The 20,045-nt window shown below is 71.1% G+C and carries 14 protein-coding genes; 9 read left to right on the top strand and 5 right to left on the bottom strand.

The features are described 5' to 3' along the window. Positions 1-205 precede the first annotated feature (205 nt). The 3 genes from M4V62_RS24965 to M4V62_RS24975 all read right to left on the bottom strand — a co-directional run bounded on the left by M4V62_RS24965 (position 206) and on the right by M4V62_RS24975 (position 4,184). Complete coding sequence (locus M4V62_RS24965; protein WP_249592976.1) at positions 206-1,780, bottom strand: sodium/solute symporter; 1,575 nt, start codon at positions 1,778-1,780, stop codon at positions 206-208. Positions 1,781-1,860: 80 nt separating this feature from the next. Then, a complete protein-coding gene (locus M4V62_RS24970; protein WP_249589459.1) occupies positions 1,861-2,424 on the bottom strand; it encodes a DUF485 domain-containing protein in 564 nt (187 codons plus the stop codon). A gap of 122 nt (positions 2,425-2,546) precedes the next feature. Further along, on the bottom strand, positions 2,547-4,184 hold the full coding sequence (locus tag M4V62_RS24975) for an MFS transporter (protein WP_425575291.1): 1,638 nt from the start codon (positions 4,182-4,184) through the stop codon (positions 2,547-2,549). 406 nt (positions 4,185-4,590) lie between these two features. Here M4V62_RS24975 and M4V62_RS24980 point away from each other — a divergent pair, with 406 nt between their 5' ends. From M4V62_RS24980 to mfd, 3 genes are all read left to right on the top strand, one after another. Next, positions 4,591-5,379 carry an ABC transporter ATP-binding protein gene (locus tag M4V62_RS24980; RefSeq protein WP_249589460.1) on the top strand — a complete coding sequence of 263 codons (789 nt, stop codon included), beginning with the start codon at positions 4,591-4,593 and terminating at the stop codon, positions 5,377-5,379. Further along, entirely contained in the window at positions 5,376-7,961 is a 2,586-nt protein-coding gene (locus tag M4V62_RS24985; protein ID WP_249589461.1) for an ABC transporter permease, read from the top strand. Before M4V62_RS24980 ends, M4V62_RS24985 begins: the two co-directional genes overlap by 4 nt. A gap of 243 nt (positions 7,962-8,204) precedes the next feature. After that, complete coding sequence (gene mfd, locus M4V62_RS24990) at positions 8,205-11,735, top strand: transcription-repair coupling factor (RefSeq protein WP_249589462.1); 3,531 nt, start codon at positions 8,205-8,207, stop codon at positions 11,733-11,735. Positions 11,736-11,747: 12 nt separating this feature from the next. Here mfd and M4V62_RS24995 read toward each other — a convergent pair whose 3' ends face one another. Beyond that, positions 11,748-12,158 (bottom strand): nuclear transport factor 2 family protein, encoded by a 411-nt coding sequence (locus M4V62_RS24995; RefSeq protein ID WP_249589463.1) that lies wholly within the window; start codon positions 12,156-12,158, stop codon positions 11,748-11,750. A gap of 80 nt (positions 12,159-12,238) precedes the next feature. On the opposite strand from M4V62_RS24995, the gene M4V62_RS25000 reads away from it, so the two are divergent. The 3 genes from M4V62_RS25000 (at position 12,239) to M4V62_RS25010 (ending at position 14,575) form a co-directional block, all read left to right on the top strand. Further along, positions 12,239-13,015 (top strand): MOSC domain-containing protein, encoded by a 777-nt coding sequence (locus M4V62_RS25000; RefSeq protein ID WP_283779107.1) that lies wholly within the window; start codon positions 12,239-12,241, stop codon positions 13,013-13,015. Further along, positions 13,012-13,737: an HNH endonuclease family protein gene (locus M4V62_RS25005; RefSeq protein ID WP_425575290.1), complete on the top strand. Its 726-nt coding sequence runs from the start codon at positions 13,012-13,014 to the stop codon at positions 13,735-13,737. The genes M4V62_RS25000 and M4V62_RS25005 overlap by 4 nt, the downstream gene beginning before the upstream one ends. A gap of 94 nt (positions 13,738-13,831) precedes the next feature. Next, the gene (locus M4V62_RS25010; protein WP_249589464.1) at positions 13,832-14,575 is read left to right on the top strand and encodes an N-acetyltransferase; all 744 of its coding nucleotides are present in this window, start codon (positions 13,832-13,834) and stop codon (positions 14,573-14,575) included. Between the two features lie 32 nt (positions 14,576-14,607). Here M4V62_RS25010 and M4V62_RS25015 read toward each other — a convergent pair whose 3' ends face one another. Further along, positions 14,608-15,393 (bottom strand): hypothetical protein, encoded by a 786-nt coding sequence (locus M4V62_RS25015; protein ID WP_249589465.1) that lies wholly within the window; start codon positions 15,391-15,393, stop codon positions 14,608-14,610. A 196-nt stretch (positions 15,394-15,589) separates the two neighbouring features. Between M4V62_RS25015 and M4V62_RS25020 the strand changes: the two genes are divergently transcribed. The 3 genes from M4V62_RS25020 to M4V62_RS25030 all read left to right on the top strand — a co-directional run bounded on the left by M4V62_RS25020 (position 15,590) and on the right by M4V62_RS25030 (position 20,031). Further along, on the top strand, positions 15,590-17,695 hold the full coding sequence (locus M4V62_RS25020) for an N-6 DNA methylase (RefSeq protein WP_249589466.1): 2,106 nt from the start codon (positions 15,590-15,592) through the stop codon (positions 17,693-17,695). A 207-nt stretch (positions 17,696-17,902) separates the two neighbouring features. Next, on the top strand, positions 17,903-18,469 hold the full coding sequence (locus tag M4V62_RS25025; protein ID WP_249589467.1) for a hypothetical protein: 567 nt from the start codon (positions 17,903-17,905) through the stop codon (positions 18,467-18,469). A 2-nt stretch (positions 18,470-18,471) separates the two neighbouring features. After that, positions 18,472-20,031 carry a serine/threonine-protein kinase gene (locus M4V62_RS25030; RefSeq protein WP_425575289.1) on the top strand — a complete coding sequence of 520 codons (1,560 nt, stop codon included), beginning with the start codon at positions 18,472-18,474 and terminating at the stop codon, positions 20,029-20,031. The last annotated feature ends 14 nt before the right edge of the window (positions 20,032-20,045 follow it).

The following is a 20,045-nucleotide window of genomic DNA, read 5'->3' on the forward strand; positions in this document are numbered from 1 at the left end:
TTGCCTCGCGTCGAGTTGCCTCGGGTGGGGTCGTCGTTTGCCTCGCGTCGAGTTCCCCCGGGTGGGGCCGTCGTATACCTCGCGTCGTGTTCCCTCTTGGGTGGGGCCGTCGTTTGGCCCGCGTCGTGTTCCCTCTTGGGCGGGGTCGTCGTTTGCCCCGCGTTGCGTTCCCCCTGGGTTGGGTCGTCGATTGCCCCGTCGCGTTTTACCTCCTCGTCACCCCCGCCAGGATCCACCCCTCCACCGCCTCGTACCGGCCGCGCTGTTCCTCCGCCTCCCGGCGGCCCGATGACACCGTGCCGAGCCAGCCCAGGAAGAAGCCGAGGGGGATGGATGCCAGGCCTGTCGTCGTGAAGGGGAACCAGTTGAAGTCGTGGTTCGGGAACGCCGAAGTGGGGGCGCCCGAGACCAGGTTGGTGCCCGTCATGAGGATGACGGAGCCGAGCGTGCCGCCGATCAGGGTCCAGAGCAGGCCCCTGCGGGTGTAGCGGCGCCAGAAGAGGCTGTAGACGAGTGCCGGGGCGAGGGCGGACGCGCCCAGGCAGAAGGAGAGCGTCACCAGCGGTTGCAGGTTGTGGTGCTGGACCATGACCGCGAGGGCGATCGCCAGGCCGCCTATGGCGAGTGCCGAGACGCGGGCCAGCGTCATCTCCCGGCGCGGGGTGAGCTCCGTGCGGAGATGCGCGAAGACGTCGTGCGCCAGGGAGTTGGCGCAGGCCAGGATCATTCCGGCGACCGAGGCGAGCAGCGTCAGGAAGATCGCTGTGGTGACCGTCGTGAAGACGAGGGTCTCCGCCGTCGACGCGTTCGCGCCGAACACCGCCTTGGAGCCGAGCAGGTACGCCGTGTTGCCCTGCGGGTCCGCCTTCGCGATCGCCGCCCGGCCGAGCATCGCCGTCGCGCCGAAGCCGACGATCGCGATGATGAGGACGAAGAGCGCCACCGAGGACACCGCCCAGGACATCGAGCGGCGCACCTCGCGCGCGCTGCGCGCCGTGTACATGCGCATCGTGACGTGCGGCAGGCAGGCGCCGCCGAGTACCACCGTCAGCTCCGAACTGATCATGTCCAGACGGGGGTTGGGGCCGCCCTGGAACTGGAGGCCGGACTGGAGGAACGCCGGGCCGACCCCGCTGCCCTTCTCGGCGGCGGCGAGGAGTGCGCCCAGGTCCCAGTCGAAGCGGCGCAGGATCAGGGCGGCGATGACCACTCCGGAGCCGAGCAGCATCACGATCTTCAGGATCTGGATGAGGGCGGTGCCCTTCATGCCGCCGATCGCCGCGTAGCTGATCATGAGTGCGCCGAGTGCGACGACGCATCCCGTCTTCACGCCCTCGCCGGAGAACCCGAGGATGAAGGAGAGCAGGTCGCCCGCGCCCGCCAGCTGCACCAGCATGAGGGGGATCAGCGCGGCCAGTGTCGCCGCGCACGCGGTGATGCGTACGGTGCGGCCCGGCATCCGGCGGGCCAGTACGTCGCCCATGGTGAACTGGCCCGCGTTGCGCAGGGGTTCGGCGAGCAGGAACATCAGGAGCATCAGGGACAGGGCCGTGCTGAGGGCGAGGACGACCCCGTCGTACCCGAGGAGCGCGATGATCCCGCCCGTGCCGAGGACGGTGGCCGCCGAGATGTAGTCGCCCGCGATGGCCAGGCCGTTGCGCATCGGCGAGAGGGCGCCGTAACCCGCGTAGAACTCGCCGAGGTTGTCGCGGTCGGGGCCCGTCATCACGCACAGGAGCAGCGTGAGGGTGACGACGGCGGTGAACGCCACCAGGGACATGGCCTGTGCCGAGTCGGTGGCCAGGGTGATGTCGGCGGCCAGGGCGGTGTCGGTGGTGAGGGTGATGGCGGTGTCGGAGCTCATCGGTTGGCCTCCAACTCCGCCAGTTTGCGCAGCCGTTCGGCCAGTGGGTCGACCCTGCGGCGGGCCGTGAACTCGTACAGCGCTATGGCGATCAGGGTGACGGGCACCTGGCACAGGCCGAGCAGCAGCCCGGTGGTCAGCCCGCCGGAGACCGTGTCCGTCATCAGGGACGGGGCGACGGCGGAGAGGATCAGGAAGAGCGTGAAGTAGCCGAGCGCCGTGAGGGTGGCGACGCGGCGCTGCCAGCGGTAGGCGCTGCGCAGGTGGCGCAGGTCGCTGTGGCGGCCGAGTGCGGGGTGGCGGGGGAGTCTCGGGGGTGGTGGGGGAGGCGGCGGCGCGACGGGCTGCCAGGGATAGGTGGGGTAGGAGGGGGAGGAGTCGTGTGGGGGGAGGTGGGGTTGGTAGGCGGCTTCGGGGTGCTGCGGGTGTTGCGGGTGTTGCGGGTGTTGCGGGGGTTGCGGGGGTTGCGGGTACTGAGGGTGTTGCGGGGGTTGAGGGTTCTGTGGACGGTGGGGGTGCTGTGGGTTGTGAGGGTGGTGGGGCTGGTGAGGGTAGGGCATCCCGGTTCTCCTTGCGCGGCGTCGGTCCGGTGCGGGACCGCAGGGAGCGAGAGGTGAGAATCGAGCACGTTACTTGTAAGTAGTAGAGCCGCGAAGGGTTTTGCACATACTGCTCGGTCGGTCTATTCGGCGGGCCTGTTCAGGTGGCCCTGGCGCGGGGCAAGTTCGGTGTTCTCCGCGCCCTCCAGGGCTCCCACCTCGCCGTTTTCCGGGGCCTTGGCCCCGATTACCGGAAAGCGCCGCGGGGCGATGAACACCAGAACGAGGAGTGCGAGGACCGCCGCGCACCCCGCACCGACGTACACCGTGTCGACCGCCGAGTCGACGGCCCTGCGCAGCCGTTCGGGGTCGGCGATCGAGGCCGGGTCCTCCAGGGCGTGGGCCACCGAGTCCAGTGAGCCCGCGCCGCCGAGCCGCGACGTGAGGACTCCGTTGGCGATCGCGCCGAAGAGCGCCGCGCCCAGGGTCTGGCCTATCTGGCGGCAGAAGAGGATGGACGCCGTGGCCGTGCCGCGCTCCGACCAGCCGACGGTGGACTGCACGCCGACGATCAGCGGCAGTTGGAAGAGGCCGAGCGCCGCGCCGAGCAGCAGCATGATCAGGGCCGGCTGCCAGGCCTGCCCCGGGTAGGGCAGGAAGGGGAACGCGAAGAGGAAGAGCGCGGCCCCGCCGATGCCGATGAGCGCCGTGTCGCGAAAGCCCAGCCTGCGGTAGACGTGCTGGCTCAGGGCGGCGGAGACCGGCCAGCTCAGCGTCATCACGGAGAGCACGAACCCGGCGGCGATCGGCGCGAGGCCGAGCACGGACTGGGCGTACGTCGGCAGGAAGATGGTGGGCGCGACCATCAGGAGGCCGAGCGCGCCGAGGGCGAGGTTGACCGCCGCGATGGTGCGCCTGCGCCAGACCCAGCCGGGGATGATCGGCTCCGCCGCGCGCCGCTCGATGACCACGACGGCCGCCGCGAGCAGCAGCCCGCCCGCGAACAGCGCGAGCGAGGGCGCGGAGAGCCAGCCCCAGGCGACGCCGCCCTGCACGAGCGCGGTGAGCAGGACGCCGCCGCAGGCGAAGACGGCCAGCGCGCCCGCCCAGTCGGTGCGCCCTCGCGTGACCGCCTCGCGCTCCGGCTCGTGCAGGTGGCGCACGATCAGCCACAGGGCCACCGCCCCGATCGGCAGATTGATCAGGAAGATCCAGCGCCAGTCCGCGTACGCGGCGATCAGGCCGCCGAGTGCGGGGCCCGCGATGGAGGAAGCGGCCCATACGGTGGACAACTTGGCCTGGATCTTGGGGCGTTCCTTGAGGGGGTAGAGGTCGGCGGCGAGTGTCTGGACCGTTCCCTGGAGCGCGCCGCCGCCCAGGCCCTGGACGACGCGGAAGGCGATGAGGGCACCCATGTTCCAGGCCACGGCGCACAGGGCCGAGCCGATCAGGAAGAGGATGCTGCCCGCGATGAGGACGGGCTTGCGGCCGAAGGTGTCGGAGAGCTTGCCGTAGATGGGCAGGGTGACGGTGACCGCGAGCAGATAGCCGGAGAAGAGCCAGGAGAAGACGGAGAAGCCGCCGAGGTCGCCGACGATCTGGGGGATGGCGGTCGAGACGATGGTGGAGTCCAGGGCGGCGAGCGCCATGGCGAGCATGAGCGCGGCGACGACGGGTCCGCGCCGCCGTCCGCCGTCCGTGCCCGAACGTATGCCGTCCGTCCCCGAACCTGCCGTGCCGCTCGCTCCGGCTGTACCCACCGAGATTCCTTCCCCCTGCATCTACTTTCTCCGGGCCACCTTCTCACCCGGTGCGCATCCGGGGCAGGGGTGGAGAACATCCGGGCAGGTGGGCCGGTGTCCGCTCGGCAGGAGGGTGGAGCGACCCCGAGAACGGCTCCACCGGCGGGTGGAGATCCCCTAGGGGTTCCTCCGTACTACGGACCGGGGGCCGTTCGTACTGCTGGAGGACGAGAAGGCCTTGGCCGCTTCTTAGATTGGCTTTATGCCGACGGGGTCGGACCAGGGAAAGCTTCCTCGGGTCCGACCAGCCACACCTTCGGGGGTGGGGTTTTCCCCCGCAAAAGACTGCGCTGGGCACCAGCGCGCCGGAGCCCTCGGACGACCAGACTCTTTATGCGTAGCGAACACACCTGACCCGCCGCGTAACCGACTTAGGAGACTTACCGTGACATCGGCTGTAACCATTCCCAGGCACGGGGGCACTGGAGGGCGTACGGCCGTGGCGGCACGGGCGCGCCAGGTCGTGAAGGCGTACGGGACCGGGGAGACCCGGGTCGTGGCGCTCGACGAGATCGATGTGGACATCGCCCGCGGGCAGTTCACCGCGATCATGGGTCCCTCCGGCTCCGGCAAGTCGACCCTGATGCACTGCCTCGCGGGCCTCGACACCGTGTCCTCCGGGCAGATCTACCTCGACGAGACCGAGATCACCGGCCTGAAGGACAAGAAGCTCACGCAGCTGCGCCGGGACCGGATCGGCTTCATCTTCCAGGCGTTCAACCTCCTTCCGACGCTGAACGCCATCGAGAACATCACGCTCCCGATGGACATCGCGGGCCGCAAGCCCGACCGCGGCTGGCTCGACCAGGTCGTGGAGACCGTCGGTCTCGCGGGCCGCCTCAAGCACCGCCCGACCGAGCTCTCCGGCGGCCAGCAGCAGCGCGTCGCCGTGGCCCGCGCCCTGGCCGCGCGCCCCGAGATCATCTTCGGTGACGAGCCGACCGGAAACCTTGACTCCCGTGCGGGCGCAGAGGTGTTGGGCTTCCTGCGCAAGTCGGTGACCGAGCTGGGCCAGACCATCGTGATGGTCACGCACGACCCGGTGGCGGCCTCGTACGCGGACCGGGTGCTCTATCTCGCGGACGGCCGGATCGTCGACGAGATGTACGCGCCGACCGCCGAGACCGTCCTGGACCGCATGAAGGACTTCGACGCGCGGGGGCGTACGTCATGACCGTCCTCAAGACCTCGATGCGCAACTTCTTCGCGCACAAGGGCCGCATGGCGCTCTCCGCCGTGGCAGTGGTCCTGTCGGTGGCGTTCGTCTGCGGCACGCTCGTCTTCTCCGACACGATGAACACGACGTTCGACAAGCTCTTCGCCGCGACGTCCGCCGATGTCACCGTCACGAGCAAGGCGGCGAAGGACTCGGGGGAGACCCCCGAGAGCGGCAGGCCCGAGTCGATACCCGCGTCGGTCGTCGGCCAGGCCAAGAAGGCCGACGGCGCGAAGTCCGCGGAGGGCGCGGTCAGCAGCACCTCCGTCACCGTCGTCAACTCCAAGAAGGAGAACGTCGGTCCCACCGGCGGCGGCCCGACCATCGCCGGCAACTGGACGCACAACGACCTGCGTTCGATGGACATCACCTCCGGGCACGCCCCGCGCGGACCCACCGACGTGATGATCGACTCCGACACCGCCGACAAGCACCACCTCAAGATCGGTGACGAGCTGCGCACCATCGCCGTCTCCGGCGACCACACCGCGAAGATCTCCGGCATCGCCACCTTCAAGGTGACCAACCCCGGCGCCGCGATCGTCTACTTCGACACCGCGACCGCACAGCGCGAACTCCTCGGCGCCACCGGCAGGTTCACGCACGTCAACGTGAGTGCCGCCGCCGGTGTCAGCGACTCGGTGCTCAAGCGGAACGTCGCCGAGACGATGGGCGCGGACGCCTCCGCGTACAAGGTCAAGACGCAGCAGGAGACCTCGGACGACGGCCGCAAGAGCGTCAGCGGCTTCCTGGACGTCATGAAGTACGCGATGCTCGGCTTCGCCGGAATCGCCTTCCTCGTCGGCATCTTCCTCATCATCAACACCTTCTCGATGCTGGTCGCCCAGCGCACCCGCGAGATCGGTCTGATGCGTGCCATCGGCTCCAGCCGCAAGCAGGTCAACCGCTCCGTGCTCGTCGAGGCGCTCCTTCTCGGTGTCATCGGCTCGGTCCTCGGTGTCGGCGCGGGCGTCGGGCTCGCCGTCGGCCTGATGCAGCTCATGTCCGGCATGGGCATGGAACTGTCCACGCAGGACCTCACGGTCAAGTGGACGACCCCCGTGGTGGGCATGGTCCTCGGCATCGTCGTCACCGTCCTGGCCGCCTACCTCCCCGCCAGGCGCGCCGCCAAGGTCTCCCCGATGGCAGCCCTGCGCGACGCCGGGACACCGGCCGACGGCAAGGCGAGCGTCCTGCGCGCCATCATCGGCCTGGTCCTCACCGGCGCCGGCGGCTTCGGCCTCTACACCGCGTCCCAGGCGGACAAGGCGAGCGAGGGCTCGCTCTTCCTCGGCGGCGGTGTGGTGCTCACCCTCATCGGCTTCGTCGTGATCGGCCCTGTCCTCGCCAACGGCGTGGTCCGCGTCATCAGCGTCCTCGTCCTGAGGATGTTCGGCCCCGTGGGACGCATGGCCGAGCGCAACGCCCTGCGCAACCCGCGCCGCACCGGCGCCACCGGCGCGGCCCTGATGATCGGCCTCGCCCTGGTCGCGTGCCTCTCCGTGGTCGGCTCCTCGATGGTCGCCTCCGCCACGGACGAGCTCGACAAGTCGGTCGGCGCGGACTTCATCATCCAGTCCGACAACGGCCAGGCGATCACGCCGAAGGCTGCGAAGTCCCTGGAGAAGGCCGACCACGTCGCCCACATCACCCAGTACAAGGACATCAGGGCGGACCTGACCGCCCCGAACGGCAAGGCCACGAAGAAGGTCGGCCTGAGCGCCGCCGACGCGACGTACGCCGAGGACCTGCGCAGCGAGACCGTCGCGGGCAAGCTCGCCGACGCCTACAAGCCGGACTCGATGTCGGTCGACGAGGACTTCGCCAAGGACCACGGCATCGCTCTCGGCGACAAGGTGAAGCTCGCCTTCGACCACGGCAGGACCGGTGAGATGACGGTCCGGGCCATCACGGCGAGCGGGACCTCGATCGACTCCGGCGCGATGTACGTGAACATCTCGACCGCGGCGAAGTACGTGCCCGCCGACCGGATGCCGCCGAACGAGATCATGTTCGCCAAGGCGGCCAAGGGTCAGCAGGACGCGGCGTACAAGTCGCTGAAGGCGGCCATGGCCGACTACCCGCAGTACAAGGTCATGGACCAGACCGACTTCAAGCAGACGCTGAAGGACCAGGTCGGCCAGATGCTGAACATGGTCTACGGCCTGCTCGGTCTCGCGATCATCGTCGCGATCCTGGGTGTCGTGAACACCCTGGCCCTCTCGGTGGTCGAGCGCACCAGGGAGATCGGCCTGATGCGGGCGATCGGCCTCTCGCGCCGACAGCTGCGCCGCATGATCCGCCTGGAGTCGGTGGTCATTGCCCTCTTCGGAGCGCTGCTCGGCCTGGGGCTCGGCATGGGCTGGGGGGCGACGGCCCAGAAGCTGCTCGCCCTGGAGGGTCTGAAGGTCCTGGAGATCCCCTGGCCGACGATCATCACCGTCTTCATCGGCTCCGCGTTCGTGGGCCTGTTCGCGGCCCTGGTTCCCGCTTTCCGCGCGGGCCGGATGAACGTCCTTAATGCCATCGCCACGGAATAGCTCCCGCTGCGGCGGTCACGGAAAAGCTCCCGCCACGGGGGTGCGGGGAGAACGGCCCCGGCGGCGCGCGTCAGCGCCGCCGGGGCCGCCTGCTTTCGGCCTCCCTGGTGACCGCCGGGGCGGACCGAGCCGCGCCTGTCACTCCGGAGTCGTACGCTGGAGACCCCCGGCCCGTACGACGTGCCGGGCGGTTCGCGTTGCCCCCCGCGCGCCCTGGCACCTGGACGGAAAGCGAAAGCCCACATGAGCCTGCACGGTCTGCTCGACGCTGTCGTCAAGGACTCCGCACTCGCCGAAGCGGTCAAGGCCGCGACCGACGGCAACCGCACCCACGTAGACCTGGTCGGCCCGCCCGCCGCCCGCCCCTTCGCGGTCGCCGCTCTTGCCCGCGAGACGAACCGCACCGTCCTCGCCGTGACGGCGACCGGCCGCGAGGCCGAGGACCTGGCGGCGGCCCTGCGCACGATCCTGCCGCCGGACGGAGTCGTCGAGTACCCCTCCTGGGAGACGCTCCCGCACGAGCGCCTCTCGCCCCGCTCCGACACCGTCGGCCGCCGCCTCGCCGTCCTGCGCCGCCTGGCGCACCCGCGTCCCGACGACCCCGAGACGGGCCCCGTCTCCGTCATCGTCGCCCCCGTGCGCTCGGTCCTCCAGCCGCAGGTCAAGGGCCTGGGAGACCTGGAGCCCGTGGCCCTGCGCACCGGTGAGTCCACGGACCTGAACGAGACCGTGGAGGCCCTCGCGGCAGCCGCGTACTCCCGTGTGGAGCTGGTCGAGAAGCGCGGCGAGTTCGCCGTGCGCGGCGGCATCCTGGACGTCTTCCCGCCGACCGAGGAGCACCCCCTCCGCGTCGAGTTCTGGGGCGACGACGTCGAGGAGATCCGCTACTTCAAGGTCGCCGACCAGCGCTCCCTGGAGGTCGCCGCGCACGGCCTGTGGGCGCCGCCCTGCCGCGAGCTGCTCCTCACGGACGACGTGCGCGAAAGGGCCGCCGCACTGGCCGAGGCCCACCCCGAGCTCGGTGAGCTGCTCGGCAAGATCGCCGAGGGCATCGCCGTCGAGGGCATGGAGTCCCTCGCCCCTGTCCTGGTCGACGACATGGAGCTGCTGCTCGACGTCCTGCCGGAGCACAGCATGGCCGTGGTCTGCGACCCCGAGCGCGTGCGCACCCGCGCGGCCGACCTGGTGGCGACCTCGCAGGAGTTCCTCCAGGCCAGCTGGGCCGCGACGGCCGGTGGCGGAGAGGCCCCCATCGACGTGGGCGCGGCCTCCCTCTGGGGCATCGCGGACGTCCGCGACCACGCGAGCGACCTCGGCATGATGTGGTGGTCGGTCTCCCCGTTCGCCGCCGACGAGGACCTGGACGAGGACACCCTCAAGCTCGGCATGCACGCCACCGAGACCTACCGCGGCGACACCGCGAAGGCGCTCGCCGACACCAAGGGCTGGCTCGCCGACGGCTGGCGCACGGTGTACGTGACGGAGGGCCACGGGCCCGCGGCCCGCACCGTCGAGGTCCTGGGCGGCGAGGGCATCGCGGCCCGCCTCGACGCCGACCTCAGCGAGCTCACGCCGTCCGTCGTGCACGTCTCCTGCGGCTCGATCGACTTCGGTTTCCTGGACCCGGCCCTCAAGCTCGCGGTCCTCACCGAGACCGACCTCTCGGGGCAGAAGGCGGCCGGCAAGGACGGCCAGCGGATGCCCGCGCGCCGCAGGAAGACGATCGACCCGCTGACCCTGGAGGTCGGCGACTACATCGTCCACGAGGGGCACGGCGTCGGCCGCTACATCGAAATGGTGCAGCGCACGGTCCAGGGCGCCACCCGCGAGTACCTGGTCGTGGAGTACGCCCCCGCCAAGCGCGGCCAGCCCGGCGACCGGCTCTACATCCCCACCGACCAGCTGGAGCAGATCACCAAGTACGTCGGCGGCGAGGCCCCCACCCTGCACCGCCTGGGCGGCGCCGACTGGACGAAGACGAAGGCGCGCGCGAAGAAGGCGGTCAAGGAGATCGCCGCCGACCTCATCAAGCTCTACAGCGCCCGCATGGCGGCCCCCGGCCACGCCTTCGCCCCCGACACCCCCTGGCAGCGCGAGCTGGAGGACGCCTTCCCGTACGTGGAGACGCCCGACCAGCTGACCACCATCGCCGAGGTGAAGGACGACATGGAGAAGACGGTCCCGATGGACCGCCTGATCTGTGGCGACGTCGGCTACGGCAAGACGGAGATCGCCGTCCGCGCCGCCTTCAAGGCGGTCCAGGACGGCAAGCAGGTCGCCGTCCTCGTCCCGACCACGCTCCTGGTGCAGCAGCACTTCGGTACGTTCTCCGAGCGCTACTCCCAATTCCCCGTCAAGGTAAGGGCGTTGAGCCGCTTCCAGACGGAGACGGAGTCCAAGGCGACCCTGGAGGGCCTGCGCGACGGCTCGGTCGACATCGTGATCGGCACGCACCGCCTCTTCTCCTCCGAGACGAAGTTCAAGGATCTGGGCCTGGTCATCGTCGACGAGGAGCAGCGCTTCGGCGTCGAGCACAAGGAGCAGCTGAAGAAGCTGCGGGCCAACGTCGACGTCCTGACCATGTCGGCCACCCCCATTCCCCGTACGCTCGAAATGGCCGTGACCGGCATCCGCGAGATGTCGACGATCACCACGCCCCCCGAGGAGCGCCACCCCGTCCTGACCTTCGTCGGGCCCTACGAGGAGAAGCAGATCGGCGCGGCCATCCGCCGTGAACTGCTGCGCGAGGGCCAGGTCTTCTACATCCACAACCGCGTCGAGTCCATCGACCGGGCGGCGGCCCGCCTCAGGGACATCGTGCCCGAGGCGCGCATCGCCACCGCGCACGGCCAGATGTCCGAACAGGCCCTGGAGCAAGTGGTGGTGGACTTCTGGGAGAAGAAGTTCGACGTGCTCGTCTCCACGACGATCGTCGAGTCGGGCATCGACATCTCGAACGCCAACACGCTGATCGTCGAGCGCGGCGACAACTTCGGCCTCTCGCAGCTCCACCAGCTGCGAGGCCGCGTGGGCCGAGGCCGCGAGCGCGGTTATTCGTACTTCCTCTACCCGCCGGAGAAGCCCCTCACGGAGACGGCCCACGAGCGCCTGGCGACCATCGCCCAGCACACGGAGATGGGCGCGGGCATGTACGTGGCGATGAAGGACCTGGAGATCCGCGGCGCGGGCAACCTCCTGGGCGGCGAACAGTCGGGACACATCGCGGGCGTCGGCTTCGACCTCTACGTACGCATGGTGGGCGAGGCCGTGGCCGACTACCGCGCGTCCCTGGAGGGCGGCGTGGAGGAGGAGCCGCCGCTGGAGGTCAAGGTCGAGCTGCCGGTCGACGCGCACGTCCCGCACGACTACGCCCCCGGCGAGCGCCTTCGCCTCGCGGCCTACCGCTCGATCGCCTCCGCGAGCAGCGAGCAGGACGTCAAGGCGGTGCGCGAGGAACTCACCGACCGCTACGGCAAGTTGCCCGAGCCCGTGGAGAATCTCCTCCTGGTGGCGGGCCTGCGCATGCTGGCGCGCGCGTGCGAGGTCGGCGAGATCGTGCTGCAGGGCAACAACATCCGGTTCGCGCCGGTGGAGCTGCGGGAGTCGCAGGAGCTCAGGCTCAAGCGGCTCTACCCCGGCACGGTCATCAAGGAGAACGCCCACCAGATCCTCGTCCCGCGCCCGAAGACGGCGAAGGTCGGCGGAAAGCCGTTGATCGGGCGTGAACTCCTGGGCTGGGTCGGGGAGTTCCTGACGACGATCCTGGGGTCGTAGCGCGCGGCTCCCTCAGGGGGCGCAGGCGTCGGCGATCGAGCGGCTGTTCTCGTAGAGGTGGTGGCGCGTGACCCGTCCGTCCTCGACGGTCAGGCGCAGCGCGAAGGGTCCCTCGAAGGACTTGCCGGTGTCGCGCACGGTGCCCCAGAGGCGGCCGAGGATCACCGCGTCCGCGCCGTCGACGAGGATCGTGTCGACGGTGGCGCCTGCCTTCTCCGGGACGGTGTGCGCGGCCAGTTCGGCTGCCTGGGCCGCGCACTCGGCGGCGGTGGACCGCGGCCGGATCCACGGCACGCCGGGGTTCTCGGCGAGCAGCCAGTCGACCTCGTCGGCGAAGAGGGCGGTGAGGGCCTCGGTGTCGCCCGTCAGCCTGTGGTTCAGGAAGGCCTGGACGGCGGCGCGGGTGGCGTCTTCGGTGGTCATTCGGGCTCCTCGGTCGGCGTTCCTGCGGGTGTCGTCGATACTTCCGCAGGGCCGGGGGCGGGTCGATTACGTCGGAGGTAATGCGGGGGACGTTATGGTCTAAACCAGTCACTCGGTACGGTGGCGGTGCGGGACGAGAGCGTGTGAGCCAGGGGAGGGGAAGTGCCGTGGGGCATGGGGCCGTTGTGGGGCTCGTCTGTTTTCCGGTGAAGTCGATGCTGGGCCAGGAGCGCGAGCGGGTCGTCGTCGACGAGCGCGGCGTGGCCGGTGACCGGCTGTGGGCCTTGCGGTACGAGGACGGGAAGCTGGGGAGCGGCAAGAACCACCGCCGGTTCCGGCGCACGCCGGGGATCCTTGAGCACACCGCCGTGTACGACGCCGAAGGGCCGGTCGTCACCACGCCGGACGGCGAGACGCTGCGGCCCGGCGATCCCCGCATCGGTGAACTCTTCGGCGGGGGTGCGGAGTTGGTGCGCGAGGGCGAGGCGAGCCATCAGGACCTGGGTGCCGTCTCCCTCGTCGGCACCGCGTCGTTGCGCGCGCTCGGCGAGCTGCTCGGCGACCGGGACCCCGTCGACGTACGCCGGCTGCGCAAGAACATCGTGATCGGGACCGACGAGCCGTGGGTCGAGGAGGACTGGGTCGGACGCGAGATCGCCTTCGACGGCGGCCTGCGCCTTCGCGTCACCGATCGCATCGACCGCTGTGTCATGACCAACCAGGCCCAGCGCGGCCTTCCGGCGGACAGCCGCATCCTGAAGACGCTCACCGCGTCGCGCGGCATGTGCATCGGTGTGTACGCGGACGTCGTGACGCCCGGCGCGCTCGTACTCGGGGAGAAGGTGGCCGTCCAGTGAACCGCCGTACCGGCGCGGTCCGGGCGGCGCTGCTGCTCGTGCTCCTCGTCACGGGGTCCGTCACCGGCTGCACGCCGCAGGAGGAGGGCAGCGGCTCCGCAGGGCCCGACGCCAAGGCGGGGCCCGCGCTCGCCGCTGTCGACGCGCTCACTGTCAAGGGCCGTGCGCCCAGGACGGGTTACGACCGCGACCGGTTCGGCAGCCCCTGGGCCGACACGGACTCGAACGGCTGCGGCACCCGCGACGACATCCTCAAGCGCGACCTGGAGGACGTGAAGTACCGCGAGGGTGACTGCGAAGTGGCCTCGGGGTCGCTCTCGCCCGACCCCTACACCGGCAAGGACGTGACGTTCGTGCGCGGCCGCAGCCAGGTCGACATCGACCACCTCGTGGCTCTCTCGGACGCCTGGCAGAAGGGCGCCGGCACGTGGGAGCCGAGCAAGCGCATCGCCTTCGCCAACGACCCGCTCAATCTCCTCGCCGTCGACGCGGGCCCCAACCGTGGCAAGGGCGACGGCGACACGGCCACGTGGCTGCCGCCGGACAAGGGCTACCGGTGCGCCTACGTGGCCCGGCAGGTGGCGGTGAAGAAGAAGTACGGGGTGTGGGTGACGGGCGCCGAGCGGGACGCCATGAAGCGGGTCCTGACGGGCTGCCCGCAGGAGAAGCTGCCGACCGGGGGCAGCCCGACGGCGGCGCCCGGACGGTTCCACGCGCGCTGACCGGCCGCTCTCGTCCGTGCGCTCGTACGCCCTTGCGCGCGTACGAGCGAAAAATCGCTTAACAGGCGGGTCATGGCCCGCTAGCGTCCCGGACATGGACCTGAAGATCACGACGCTGGCCGAGCGGCCCGAACTCGCCGGGCCGCTCTGGGAGATGGACGACACCTGGCCGGAGTTCATCGGCAACGACCCCATCGCGTGGTCGCTGATCGGGCGGATCGTCAAGGAGTTCCCCGATTACGTCCTGGTCGCCACGGACGAGCGGGGCGCGGTCGTCGCCAAGGCGTTCAGCGTGCCGTTCGCCCTGCGTGCCGACGGGCGCGGCGAGCTGCCGGACGGCGGCTGGGACCAGGTCATGCTGTGGGCGTTCTCGGACCTGCGGCACGGCAGGAAACCCGACACGGTGAGCGCGATCGAGATCACCGTGGAGAAGTCCTTCCTCGGGCAGGGAGTGTCCGGGCGGATGCTCGCCGCGATGCGCGAGAACGCACGCGCGCGTGGCTTCGCGGAAGTCGTCGCTCCGGTGCGCCCGAACGCCAAGCACCTCGAACCGGCCGCACTGATCGACACGTACGCACAGCGCAAGCGGGACGACGGTCTGCCCGCCGACCCGTGGCTGCGGGTGCACGTGCGGGCGGGCGGCACCATCGCGAAGGTGGCGCACGCGTCGATGACGGTGTCCGGATCGACCGCGCAGTGGCAGGCGTGGACGGGCCTTCCGTTCGACACGGCGGGCCCCGTCGAGGTGCCCGGTGCGCTGGTGCCGGTGCACTGCGAGCCGGAGCGGGGCTACGCGGTGTACGTGGAGCCGAACGTGTGGGTGCGGCACGTGCTGTGAGCCCGTGCCGCACCCTCGTGTGCCCTGCGCGTTCAGCCCGCGAGCTTGTCGATGTCCATGACGTCGCCGGTGGGCGGCGTCGCGTCGACCGGCTCGTCGAACTCGCTGAACGCCAGGCTCTCCGGCGTCTTCGCGGTCTCGTTCACGACCTTCAGCAGGTACGGCTTGCCCTCCGTGGCGACGTAGAGGGTGTACCGGTCGGCGCCGTCGCTCTCGGTGAGCGTGAGGGCCGGTGTGCCGTCGACCGTGGTCGGCTTCCCCCTGCGGGCGGCGGAGTTGACGTCCTTGAACTCGCCGAGCAAGACGTCCAGATCGCAGAACGAGGCGATGTCCTTCGCGTCGGCACCGGTCGCGGCCGTCTTGACCCACCTGCCCGCGAGCATGTCCACGGCGGCCTGGGTGTCGGCCGCGGGCTCGCCCTTGCCCTGGGCGCGCAGGAACTCCTCGTCGTACTTCATGTAGACCGTGCTCGCGGTCGTGATCAGGTCGAGCGAACCCTCCCCGCCCATCCCCATCGTGCCCGCGCACCGGCCCTTGGTGTCGAAGGCCATGTCCAGCTCGATGGTGCCGGCCTCGTCCGGGACGCGGCCCTTCACCCTGAGGGACGAGGCGTCGGTCGTCGCCCGCACGGCCTTGTCGACGATGTCCGGCCCGGACAGGCCGGGGAACGGGCCCGCCTCTTTCTTCGGCGCCTCTTTCGCGGTCTTCTCCTTGGCGGTGCCCGACCCGCCGGACCCGGCGGATTCGGTGCCGCAGGCGCTCAGGCCGACGGCCGCCGAAGCGGCCAGGCACACGGCGGCAAGAGTGGTACGTCGCATGAAGATCCCCCCACGGGACTCGGAAGTGCTTTCGCCATCTCAGCAGAGGCTGTGAACCGAGTCAACACGGATTGAGATGGACTGTGGGTTAACAGTCGTGAAGGGGGCGGTCGTGCGCGGATGGGTATGATCGGCGCCACAGCGCCGCGGTGGGCACACCCGCGGCGGGGGCAGCGCGACCGAGGGGAGCCAGTCGGTGCGGGACAACACGACAGAGGTGACCGCCGCCGGGATCGCCCGGCTCGCCGGCGTCGGCCGTGCGGCCGTCAGCAACTGGCGCCGCCGCCACCCCGACTTCCCCAAGCCCGTCGGCGGCACCGAGACCAGCCCCTCCTTCGCACTCGCCGAGGTCGAGGAGTGGCTGCGCACCCAGGGCAAGCTGGGAAAGCTGGGCGAAGTACCGCTCAAGGAACGCGTCTGGCAGCACCTCGCGGGCCACCCTGAAGGCCCGGTCACCGCGCTCCTGCACGCGGGCTGCGCCCTGCTCCTCGTACGCGACCGGCACCCGGACTGGCTCACGGTGAGCGCGGTGTCGGACGAGCGGATGGCCGAGCTGCTCCCGGGGGTCCTGGAGGACGTGGTCGCCCCGCGGTTCGGCGGGGGAGCGGAGGGTGCGCGGCAGGCCGTGTCCGTCCCGGACGCCGGGCGCCTCCTGCCCTCCGTGCCGCTCCTGCGCGGCGTGGCCGAGCTGGCATCCGAGCTGGGCGCCCGGCAGACGTACGAGTTCCTGATCGGGCGGCACATCGACGCCAACCCCCGGCAGTACACGCTCACTCCGGCAGGCCCCGCCGACCTGATGGCCGCGCTCGCCGGGCCCGCGACGGCCGTGCTCGACCCGGCCTGCGGCACCGGAGCCCTGCTGCGAGCCGTCGAGCCGCGCCCCGACCAGTGCCTCCACGGCCAGGACAGCGCCCCCGAACTCGCCGCCCTCACGGCCCTTCGCCTGGCCCTGCACTCCGACGCCACCGTGCGCGCCGCCGCCGCCGACACCCTGCGCGCCGACGCCTTCGGCCAGGCTCGGGCCGACGCCGTGCTCTGCCACCCGCCGTTCAACGAGCGCAACTGGGGGCACGAAGAACTCGCCTACGACCCCCGCTGGGAGTACGGCTTCCCGGCCCGTACGGAGTCCGAACTCGCCTGGGTCCAGCACGCGCTGGCCCGGCTCCGGGACGGCGGCACCGCCGTCCTGCTGATGCCGCCCGCCGCCGCGTCCCGCCGCTCGGGGCGCCGGGTCCGGGCCGATCTGCTGCGCCGCGGCGCCCTGCGTGCCGTGATCGCGCTGCCCGCGGGCGCCGCGCCCCCGTACAACATCCCGCTGCACGTGTGGGTCCTGAAGAAGCCGGTGCCCGGCGCGCAGGCCTCGCCCGAGCTGCTCCTCGTCGAGACGGCGGGGCTCGCCGCGGCCGACGGCAGGGACCGGCAGGCGTGGCGCCCGGTGCAGGACGCGGTGGTGGACGTCTGGCGGCGCTTCGACCGGCACGGGAGCGTCGACGAGCAGCCGGGGCTCGCGCGTTGCGTGCCGGTGCTCGAACTCCTCGACGACGAGGTCGACCTGGCCCCGGCCAGGCGCCTTCCGCCACCGGCCGCGGGCGGCGGTGCGGGGGAGCTCGCGGCCGTCCGCGAGCGGCTCGGGGACGCCGTGCGGCGGACGGCCGACCTCATGCCGCCGCTCGCCAAGAAGGGCGACGCGGCCCACCGGCCGGTGACCACGGTGGGTGAACTCGCCCGCGCGGGTGCGCTTTCGCTGCGTACGGGTCCGGTGTCCGGGGCCGCGGCGCCCGGCGTCACGCGGGTCCTCACCGAGCACGACGTGCTGGCCGGAACGGAACCCTCCGGCTCGGTCGACCCCCTACGGGAGCCCGCCGCCCCACTACAGGAGAGTGCCGTCGGCGAAACGGCCGACTCCGTGGTGACCCGGCCCGGCGACGTCGTCATCCCCCTCTCCGGCGGCGGGACCGCGGCCCGCGTCATCGACGAGACCACGGCCGGAGCCGCGCTCGGCCGGGGACTCACCCTCCTGCGCCCCGATCCGGCTGCCCTTGACCCGTGGTTCCTCGCCGGGTTCCTGCGCGGCACCGCCAACAACCGCCAGGCGAGCAGCTACGCCTCCACCGCCGCCCGGCTCGACGTCCGCCGCATCCGTCTTCCGCGCCTGCCCCTCGACGGACAGCGCGGCTACGGAGAGCGGTTCCGCGCGCTCGCCGCCTTCGAGGACACCCTGCGTCTCGCGGGCAGGCTGGGCGAGCAGTTGGTGCGCGGACTGCACGACGGACTGACGGACGGCACGCTTCCGCCGGAGTGACACGACTGGGTTCCGCCGGAGTGACACGACCGGGTTCCGCCGGGGGCCGCGATCAGGACGTGACCAGTACGGCAACGGTTCGGTACAACACGGGACCGCTTCTCCTTGTCGGCCTATACGCTCGAATCCGCACTCGTTCGTATGTCGACCTTCGGCCGTGCGTTCCCCCAGGCGAACGCACGGCCGCATCAGGCACCAGGAGCAGCCATGCACGGCCACGGCTATGCGCCGCAGCAACCGCCGCCGACCTCCGGCAGCACTCATGTGACGCTGCGCGTGGTGTTCGTGGTCCTCGCCGTGGTGACATGCGGTCTGCTCGCCTGGGCGCCGATGCTGCGGCTCGCGATCGTGACCCGCAAGTCGTACGACTGGGTCCTGTTCGGGCTCGTGACCGCGCTCGACGTGACGGCTCTGGTGCTCGTGGGCATCGACCCGGGCGAGGACGAGTTCCAGGGCCCGGGCAACGCGGGCATGGTCGTCCTGCTGAGCACACTGGTGGCCGCCGTCGCCTACTACCTGTTCGCGGACATACGGCACTTCAGCCGCTTCCGGCAGCCGCAGTACATGGGCTACGCAGGACCGCAGCCCACCTACGGCTACCCGCAGCAGCCCGGACCCGCCCCCGTCCACCTCCGGCCCACGCAGCCGCACCAGCCGCCGGCCCAGCAGACGCCGCCCCCGCCCACGCGCCCCGCACCGGCCCGCATCCACCAAGTACAGGCCGAGCTCGACGAGCTCAGTGACTACCTGCGCAAGCAGGAAGGCGGCAACTGACCGTGTCACCGGGGACGGGCGGCCGCGTTGTCGCCGGGCGCTACGAACTCTCCACGCTCATCGGCCAGGGCGGCATGGGCCAGGTCTGGACGGCGTACGACCAACGCCTCGACCGCCGCGTCGCGGTCAAGCTCCTGCGCCCCGACCGGGTCGCGGGCGCCGAGGCCGAGGAGCTGCGCCGCCGCTTCGTGCGCGAGTGCCGCGTCACCGCGCAGGTCGACCACCCGGGCCTGGTCACCGTCCACGACGCGGGCACGGAGGGCGAGGACCTCTACCTCGTCATGCAGTACGTCGACGGGGCGGACCTCGGCGACCACCTCGCCGAGCACGACCCCTACCCCTGGCAGTGGGCCGTCGCGATCGCCGCGCAGTTGTGCGCCGTGCTCTCCGCGGTGCACGCCGTGCCGATCGTGCACCGCGACCTCAAGCCGCGGAACGTGATGGTCAAGCAGGACGGCACCATCTCCATCCTCGACCTGGGCATCGCCTCGGTCATGGACACCGACACCACCCGCCTCACGCACACCGGTTCACCCATCGGCAGCCCCGCGTACATGGCGCCCGAGCAGGCGATGGGCGGCGCGGTCGGCCCGTACACCGACCTCTACGCCCTGGGTGTCCTCCTCCACGAACTCCTCAGCGGAGACGTGCCGTTCTCCGGCTCCACCGCGCTCGGCGTCCTGCACCGCCACCTCTACGAACCGCCGCTCCCCGTCCGCCGGCTGCGCGCCGAGGTCCCCGAGGCCCTCGAAGCCCTCGTGCTCCGGCTCCTCGCCAAGGACCCCCAGCACCGGCACGCCAGCGCCCAGGAGGTCTACGAGGAACTGGCCCCTCTCCTGCCCGCGCGCGGCATACCGACCGGCGGCCCGCTCGACCCCACCCGCCCCTTCCTGCGCCCGCACGCGCCGTGGCCCGACCGCGCGGCGACACCCGCGCCGACCCCCGCCATCCAGCCGGACAGGACCGACAAGGGCCAGGTGCCGGGCGGACCCGGCAGCCAGACGGACGTCGTCCGCGCGGTCGACGAGGTCAAGCGGCTCCTGGGCGAGGGCCGCATCACCCAGGCCGTGGACATCCTCGGCTCGATCCTGCCCGCGGCCGCCGCCAAGCACGGAGAGCACTCCCCGGTGGTCCGCTCCCTGCGCAAGCAGTACGCGGCCACCCTCATGGACGACGGCCAGTACCGCCGCGCCCTGCCCGAACTGCGCCGCCTCGCCGACGAGCGCGCCGCCGAGTCCGGCCAGGCCGACCCGCACTCCCTCCAGTTCCGCTACGAGGCCGCGCAGTGCCTGGAACAACTGGGCGAACCGGCGGCGGCACTCGCGGAGTACCGGGCGCTCCTCCCTTACTACGAGAACCGCTACGCCTCCGACGACCGCGAACGCCCCCTCGAAATCCGCCGCCGCATCGGCCACCTGCTCCTCGCACTCGGCGACCGCGCGGCGGCGCACGACACGCTGGCGCGGCTGCTCATGGACGCCGAGCGGATGCATGGCGTGGGGCACCCGTTCCCGGCGGAGATCAGGCGTACGTTGCAGTGGCTAGGACAAGTGCGCGGTTAGTGAGGGCCATGGGT

The sequence above is a fragment of the Streptomyces durmitorensis genome (genome assembly GCF_023498005.1).
GTDB lineage: Bacteria > Actinomycetota > Actinomycetes > Streptomycetales > Streptomycetaceae > Streptomyces > Streptomyces durmitorensis.

Bases quoted from the DNA above. Each gene is read 5' to 3' on its own strand.
- M4V62_RS24965 (WP_249592976.1), bottom strand. From the start codon at position 1,780: ATGTCCCTGGTGGCGTTCACCGCCGTCGTCACCCTCACGCTGCTCCTG.
- M4V62_RS24970 (WP_249589459.1), bottom strand. From the start codon at position 2,424: ATGCCCTACCCTCACCAGCCCCACCACCCTCACAACCCACAGCACCCC.
- M4V62_RS24975 (WP_425575291.1), bottom strand. From the start codon at position 4,184: ATGCAGGGGGAAGGAATCTCGGTGGGTACAGCCGGAGCGAGCGGCACG.
- M4V62_RS24985 (WP_249589461.1), top strand. From the start codon at position 5,376: ATGACCGTCCTCAAGACCTCGATGCGCAACTTCTTCGCGCACAAGGGC.
- mfd (WP_249589462.1), top strand. From the start codon at position 8,205: ATGAGCCTGCACGGTCTGCTCGACGCTGTCGTCAAGGACTCCGCACTC.
- M4V62_RS24995 (WP_249589463.1), bottom strand. From the start codon at position 12,158: ATGACCACCGAAGACGCCACCCGCGCCGCCGTCCAGGCCTTCCTGAAC.
- M4V62_RS25000 (WP_283779107.1), top strand. From the start codon at position 12,239: ATGCGGGGGACGTTATGGTCTAAACCAGTCACTCGGTACGGTGGCGGT.
- M4V62_RS25010 (WP_249589464.1), top strand. From the start codon at position 13,832: ATGGACCTGAAGATCACGACGCTGGCCGAGCGGCCCGAACTCGCCGGG.
- M4V62_RS25015 (WP_249589465.1), bottom strand. From the start codon at position 15,393: ATGCGACGTACCACTCTTGCCGCCGTGTGCCTGGCCGCTTCGGCGGCC.
- M4V62_RS25025 (WP_249589467.1), top strand. From the start codon at position 17,903: ATGCACGGCCACGGCTATGCGCCGCAGCAACCGCCGCCGACCTCCGGC.